Origin of the sequence: Gordonibacter sp., assembly GCF_036667095.1 — a bacterium.
Taxonomy (GTDB): Bacteria; Actinomycetota; Coriobacteriia; order Coriobacteriales; family Eggerthellaceae; genus Gordonibacter.
Map to the genome: position 1 here is coordinate 1 of NZ_JAVWUP010000133.1, position 6998 is coordinate 6998.

The following is a 6998-nucleotide window of genomic DNA, read 5'->3' on the forward strand; positions in this document are numbered from 1 at the left end:
CAGAGGAGCTGGCATAATACAGCATTTCATCACGTACGCAAGCGCGCATAACTAAAAAATTACTATCGGTGATGCCTTTAGGGCAGCCTGCCAACACCCGAATGGTAAACATGGCGAACCATGAACCACAACGCCTAAATAGACTTTCCTTATGGATATGAAACTTAGCAAACACCACATCCACGCCATCTTCCAACCCCTTGATAAGGGCCAGACATTGCGAAGGATGCGTCTGCATGTCATCGTCCATAAGCAACACCGCATCACCGGTAGTCTCATGAAGACCAGCCATAATGGCATTATGTTGCCCGAAGTTACGCATAAGATCGATGCCCTTTATGCGAGTATCCTCTTCGCATAGCTTCTCGATAGCTTGAAAGGTTTTGTCGCGAGACCCATCATTTACCAGAACAAACTCGTAGTCATACCCGCTCGCCACAAGCTCGGCACGTGTCTGGAAAACCACGTCAGCAATAACCTTTTCGGAATAGTAGCAGGGTATGACAACCGATATTTTCATAAACTCCCTCGTCTTGCCTTGGCGTCGATGTGCGTATTCTTTATCCGATTAGGCGGGCAGTTCGTTGGGTAAAACGAGCTGGCGGCCCTCGGCATCCTTAACCGAGAACGAGGCGAATACCGTCCGGGTCGCTTCGTCAAGCTGCTCTCTCGATGAAGCCTGCAGGTAAGCTCGCGCCACGTAAGGCTTACCCCCTCGCCCCTCGGTCATAACCTCTCCCTCACCATAGTAGACAAGCCATTCCCGAGCCCCCGCTGCCTCGAACACCTCATGCGCCGTCCCCAGGTCAACCGGATCACCACCGCGCGTATGGAAGTACACGCCGCAGCAGCAAGAAGAGAAGGCAAGGGGGTCATGCGCAGATAAACGAGGAGCGACATCATCGCCAAGGGCTAGATCGAGCAAGAGGTCCTCCACCGCCAACCCGCTGGCGTATTCCAAAAGCTCGTGCTCGTAGCCAAATATACGGCCAGCTACTTCACAGATACGCACGCCCTCGCCAGGCGACCAGAAGAACTGGATACAGAGAGGACTGTTGAGCAGGCCAAGATAATCGGCGATACCTTGGGCGTAGCGGGATGCTTCATCGATAACATCAGCAGTAAAGCGACTGGGATAGACGATGCGACTCACATGAGGAACCTCGCGTGGGCCACGCCAGGTTTTTTCGCGGTCGGCGATGGACAGAACATGCACGCGTCCGCCTACCACCCAACACATCATATTGAATTCGTGACCGGTGTCATATTCCTCAACGAGAGCCTGATCATGACCCTCGGATGCCAGATGGTCAGCAAACGCTCTTGCATCCTCCGCACTCTGAGCAACGCAAAGATCATAGGAACCATAGCCATTGAGGGGCTTTACGACACAAGGAAAACGCAGATCGGCGAGATCGTCGCCATCGTTGCGCGTAGGCACCGTCCTTCCCGCAGGATGAGGTATACCCAGATCGTCGAACATGCGCTTCATAAGATTTTTGTCGCGCAGGTAGTCAAGCGCTTCAAGCGAACACGTGGCGGGGAGCCCCACTGCGTGAGAAGCAAGGCATCCCGACTCGAAGAGGATGTCGGAAAAAGAGGCCACCAGCACATCAATATGCTGCTTACGGCATAACTCAGCCACCGCATCTCGATTGCGAATGTCGACCAAATAGGATTCGTCGGCAAACGCGCGGGCGGGACCGTCGGCGTAGCCATCGGCAACAATCGCCCGACAGCCCCGCTCGCGAGCCCTCTGAACGAGAAGGCAGAATTCATGCATCGAACCCAGCACCAGAAGCCTTGGGGAAGTTTGTTTGTTATGCATCGCGAGAAGATCCTTCTTCGATCGAGGGTCGTGCGGGCTTCGCTTCGATGGCCTTGCCCCGATGTTTTCGCCCTGCATAAAACACCGCAACGGCCGCAAAAGCACAAAGCCCTACCGAAGTAAGTACCATACCTTCGAGCAAGCCCGGCGTCATGTACCGTAACTCTATATCATGGCTCCCTGCTTCCAATTCAAGCGCCATAAACGCGGTGTTCGCGCGCTTGAGGGGAACCTCCTCGCCATCAACAACCGCCGTCCAGCCTTCCGAGTAAGGCACGCTGAAGAACACGGCCTTCGGTGCGTCGAGGTTAACGTTTGCCGTAATCTTATTGGTGTCGAACGCGAGGTCATGAACAGGGTCGGCCTTTAGCGCTTGGGTTTGCGCGCTGAAAGCCTCCATCGGTTGACATACCACCGACATCTCGTCGAAATGATACTCACCTTTTACATCAAACCGAATATTCACCGTGGCCTGGGACTCAGAGGAGTAGCCCATGTTTACCAGCCACTCGTCTTTACCGCCGTACATATGCCAGTCGTTATCAGAATTTTCGATTGTGCGCACGCCTGACCCCTTATCAGCAGTGAGCGTAATTCGATAATCCGTCGGCGCACTCCATTCAAGATTTTGCTTAAGAAGGTAAGCTTTTTGGTACCACGACATAGCATCGAAATCCTTCTTGGGAGTGGACTCAAGAGGTGGCAGCGATTCATGGTTTAACCCGTCGAAGTAAACATACGTCTCGCAGTCAGGTAGGCCCTCAAAAGACAACTGCATCGAAGCCCCTTTTTCGGCGACGCGAATCACCCCCTCTTCGACAGTGAGGCCCGAAGTACTTGTGATGGTGTAGGGTCTTGTTTCCGATTTCAAATCAAGGCCAGTCTCGGGGAGGTTGGAATTTTCCAAAACCACGCCTTGCATAAGGCTTTCCTGACGCTGAGCGGGCGTCATGGCGTCATACAGGGAGCGTGGAACGTAGGAATCGTATACGAATGCGAGGGGCAGGATGTCGGTGCCTTCATATACCGTATACGGCGCGTTGCGCACCAGCCCAGAAGCAACCACCTTGGAGGGGTCGTCGTAGTTGTAAGCAGGGCGTACTCCAGCTTGATCGGGCATAAGGTAGTACTTCACGCCCGCAAGTGTTTCCAAGAACGCACGTCCGCCCAGGTTCTTGTAGGAGAAATTGATATTGGTTTTAGCCACGCCTAGTTCAGTGTGATAATCGTCGATATGACTATTATATGAACTGTTATAGAAGTCGATACCATAAAGGCCCAGTACCAAGCTGTCATTTCGCGTACGCACGGTAGCTGTCGAATCGCCGTCATAGCGCCAAAGCGTCGGATCGTTCAAGTCTGCGACCAGGTGGTTAGGTGCTTCGGCGGTAAGCTTAGTGTAGAGGGAACCGAGTGGCGAGGAGTTAAAACCCACTCCCCCCTCATCGGGCGACACAAGATAGAACGTATTGCACACCACCCCTGCAGCTAGACAAAAGGCCAGACCCGCACGGCGAGCTCTCTCCGTCAAACCGCGTTGCGCCACCAGCAGCAAAACAGCCATCAAGATAACGAACGCAGCAAACGTCTTCTCCGAACGAGCTTGAGGTATAAGGAAAACCAACAACCCATAGACTACCACTGCAATTCCGGCAGCTTTAACCTCCCGCTTAGAGAGGGAACCCAGCGAGGGCAGCATCTTCGCCACGATAAAGCACACGATGAGAGCATAGGCCCACACCCACCGATTCGTCGCATAGTTCAACCCGTTCATGAGACTTCCTGCCGCCGGCAGCAGCAACATGGCAGTCATGCCCAAAAAACCGAGCTTCAAAAGCTTATTTTCACCACGACGAACAAATAGCAGTACGCATGCTAAAACCGCTATTCCACCGAAGCCAATATAACAGTCGCTTCCTACGCCAGTGAAACTCAAGAAGCCCGCAAAAGCGGAACCGTAGTAGGAAAACGGATACAGCAGGGGAACCGTTACGGCAACATCTGTAACGCGCTCGATTCCCAACAAACCAATAATCGACGGCACCAAGGCGAAGCAGGCTATCAGAATACCGATAGCCGCATACCCCAAAAACCGGGCAGTCCATCCGAGGAAGCGAAGAATGCCCATACGCCCTTGGGTCAAAAGAACACGCGCAGCGCAATAGGGTATGAGGAAGAGACACGCCATGTATGAGAAGTAATAAGAGATGATAAAAAACGCCGCTACGCTTACGATAAACAGGTAGGGCCGCTCCCTCGCGAGAACCTTCTCGGCGCCCAGAAGGAGCAGGGGGAACAAGACAAGCGGCCAGGCACTCGCTGGCCAAAAAGCCACCGCCATGGCCGTACCACCAAGCGCATAGAGTAGCGCCGCGAGGAGCGTGGCAAAGCGCCCCGTTTTAAACCGGAAGGCAAACAAAGAGAAGGTCGCTCCCGCTAAGAACAACCTAAAAACCACGAGGAACTGAAAGAGATATTCCGAGTAACGTTCAGGACAAAGTGCCGAAAGTAGGTTAAGCGGATCGAAAAAAACATCCAGCGTGGAAGGAATATCCATTCCATACCCAAGGGCGTGCGTCCAAAGTGGGATTTGTAGTCCTTGACCTGAAATCAAGTTTTGGACGATCTCACGAATCCACTGGCCTTCGTAAATGAAAAAGGGATAGTATTGCTCTAAACCGTCGACGCTCCATACGAGGGATCGTCCGTTTGAGGGATACACAAACAACGCCGCCAAAGCGAGTACGCAAAAACTCGCCGCATAGGCTTTCCAGTAAGTTTTTCGTTTACGAGCCGGGTCGTCGCCCTCCCAAGATCGAGTGCGTTCGATACGACCGTTTATCTTTGCCTTAATCCTTCTAAACATTGACTTCGTTTCCGTATTTTTTTTCATAATAGCTTTCATATTCCCCGCTTACCGCATGGGTAATCCATGTTACGTGATCGAGATACCACCGTATCGTAAGCTTGATCCCCTCATCAAAGCCCACGCGGGGCTCCCAACCCAACTCTTGCTTTATCTTGGACGCATCAATACCGTAGCGTCGATCATGTCCTTGCCTATCGGTTACGTATTCGATAAGCTCAGTGGAAATGGCGGCATCGGTATGACGGGATAGATATTCGACGATAGTTTTAACGAGTTCGATATTTGCCCGTTCATTGTTTCCGCCAATATTATAAACCTCCCCCGATCGTCCTTCGCGCAGCACGAGATCAATCGCGCGGCAGTGATCTTCCACATAAAGCCAATCGCGCACATTCAGTCCATCGCCATACACGGGGAGCTTGCGATGGTTGAGAGCATTGTTAATTACCAGAGGCACTAGTTTTTCTGGAAACTGGTAGGGCCCATAATTATTCGAACAGCGCGTTATGCAAACTGGCATGCCGTAGGTATCACCATAAGCTTGAACCAACAAATCAGCGGCAGCCTTAGAGGCAGAATAAGGCGAATGAGGGTTAAGGGGTGTTTTTTCATTGAAAAGGACAGAAGAATCTTCCAGGGGAAGTGACCCGTATACCTCGTCCGTAGAAACCTGAAGGAATCGATGCATGCCCCAACCATCGCCGTCTTGCCAATGGCAACGAGCTGCATCCAGAAGCGAAACAGTACCCGAAACATTGGTTTCAGTAAAAACGGATGGGTTTTCAATAGAGCGATCGACGTGGCTTTCTGCAGCAAAGTTCACCACATAATCCGGTTTATGCAAGGCAAAAAGAGCGTCCATGGCATGCCTATCCCGAATGTCGGCATGAGCGAAGATATGCCGAGGGTCATCGAGCACGCTTTCAAGATTCTCGAGATTCCCCGCATAAGTGAGGGCATCTACATTGACGATTTTTACGTCAGTATACGCATTTAGTATACCGTGAACGAAGTTACTTCCAATAAAACCCGCGCCACCAGTAACCAGGTAAGTACTTGTCATATCAATCCTATTCAAACCGTATGGCCGCTTCGGTGGACGCGTTGCGCACTACCGCTTCAAGGTGCTTTCCGTATGCTGACTTTTTACAGCGCTCCGCCGAGATCAATACAGCGCTTTCGTCAATCCACCCGTGAGAGAAGGCTATTTCTTCAAGTGCTGCAATCTTGAGTCCTTGCTGATTTTCTACTACGCGAATAAACTCCGACGCCTCAAATAAAGCGTCGGTCGTGCCTGTATCAAACCAGGCGAAACCCCTGCCCAGCAGCATAACCTCAAGTGAGCCCTCCTCAAGATACAAGCGATTTAGGTCGGTGATTTCCAGTTCTCCGCGATCCGAGGGGCGCACCTGCTTGGCGAATTCACATACACGATTATCGTAGAAGTATAAGCCAGTGACACAATAGTTCGACAAGGGGTCAGTTGGCTTTTCTTCAATAGACGACACCCGCCCATTCTCGTCGAAACCTAGCACCCCGAAACGCGTCGGGTCATCAACATGACAACCGAAAACAAGCGCCCCTTGTTCAAGCCGTGCCGCTTTTTCCAGATAGCCGCCGAAGCCACGTCCGTAAAAGATATTGTCTCCCAAGACGAGTGCGCAGCCCTCGCCGGCCAAAAAGCTCTCACCAATAAGAAAGGCTTGGGCCAATCCATCCGGAGATGGCTGCACGGCGTAGCTTAACGTGAGGCCCAAGGCGCTGCCATCCGACAAGAGTCTGCGAAAATTTGGCACATCTTCAGGGGTTGAGATAATGAGTATCTCTCGGATACCCGCCATCATCAATACCGAAAGAGGGTAGTAAATCATTGGCTTATCGTATACAGGGAGTAGCTGTTTTGAGGTAACATTAGTCAACGGTGCTAGGCGAGTCCCCGAGCCGCCAGCGAGCACAATCCCCTTCATGCGCCTTCTCTCTGCGTGTGGTTGTATGCAATCATCGGTTTTCTATACTGACGTAGCATTTCCACGATTATCCCCGAAGCCCGCCCTTGCCACAAGGAGAACCAGCGACTTCGCAGCGTTTTCATGATCTGGTCTCCGCAAGGACCTGCATTGGCTCCATGCTGCGTGCTTGACCGCGCTTCCCCAACCCAGGCTTTCGTCCTCTCACCCCCCCCAAGCCAATCGCCTAGGGGGAGCTATCGCAGCACAAAACCGCGAGATAGGATTTTGCTTATACGGAACTAATCTTTTGCCTAGTGCCTCACTCAGCAGTCCGCGGCATTTGCGTGAGAAT

5 protein-coding genes are annotated in these 6998 nt (G+C 52.1%); all 5 read right to left on the reverse strand.

Annotation, left to right across the window (positions count from 1 at the left end):
- Window positions 1–520: glycosyltransferase family 2 protein (locus tag RR842_RS10555; protein ID WP_332729711.1), on the reverse strand; the 520-nt coding region annotated here is incomplete at its 3' end.
- Window positions 521–568: 48 nt separating this feature from the next.
- Window positions 569–1828: a hypothetical protein gene (locus RR842_RS10560; RefSeq protein WP_332721840.1), complete on the reverse strand. Its 1260-nt coding sequence runs from the start codon at window positions 1826–1828 to the stop codon at window positions 569–571.
- Entirely contained in the window at window positions 1821–4733 is a 2913-nt protein-coding gene (locus RR842_RS10565) for a YfhO family protein (RefSeq protein WP_332729712.1), read from the reverse strand. Before RR842_RS10565 ends, RR842_RS10560 begins: the two co-directional genes overlap by 8 nt.
- Window positions 4687–5760 carry a dTDP-glucose 4,6-dehydratase gene (rfbB, locus tag RR842_RS10570; RefSeq protein ID WP_332513158.1) on the reverse strand — a complete coding sequence of 358 codons (1074 nt, stop codon included), beginning with the start codon at window positions 5758–5760 and terminating at the stop codon, window positions 4687–4689. Before rfbB ends, RR842_RS10565 begins: the two co-directional genes overlap by 47 nt.
- A gap of 7 nt (window positions 5761–5767) precedes the next feature.
- Window positions 5768–6664: a glucose-1-phosphate thymidylyltransferase RfbA gene (gene rfbA, locus RR842_RS10575; RefSeq protein WP_332729713.1), complete on the reverse strand. Its 897-nt coding sequence runs from the start codon at window positions 6662–6664 to the stop codon at window positions 5768–5770.
- Between the last annotated feature and the right edge of the window lie 334 nt (window positions 6665–6998).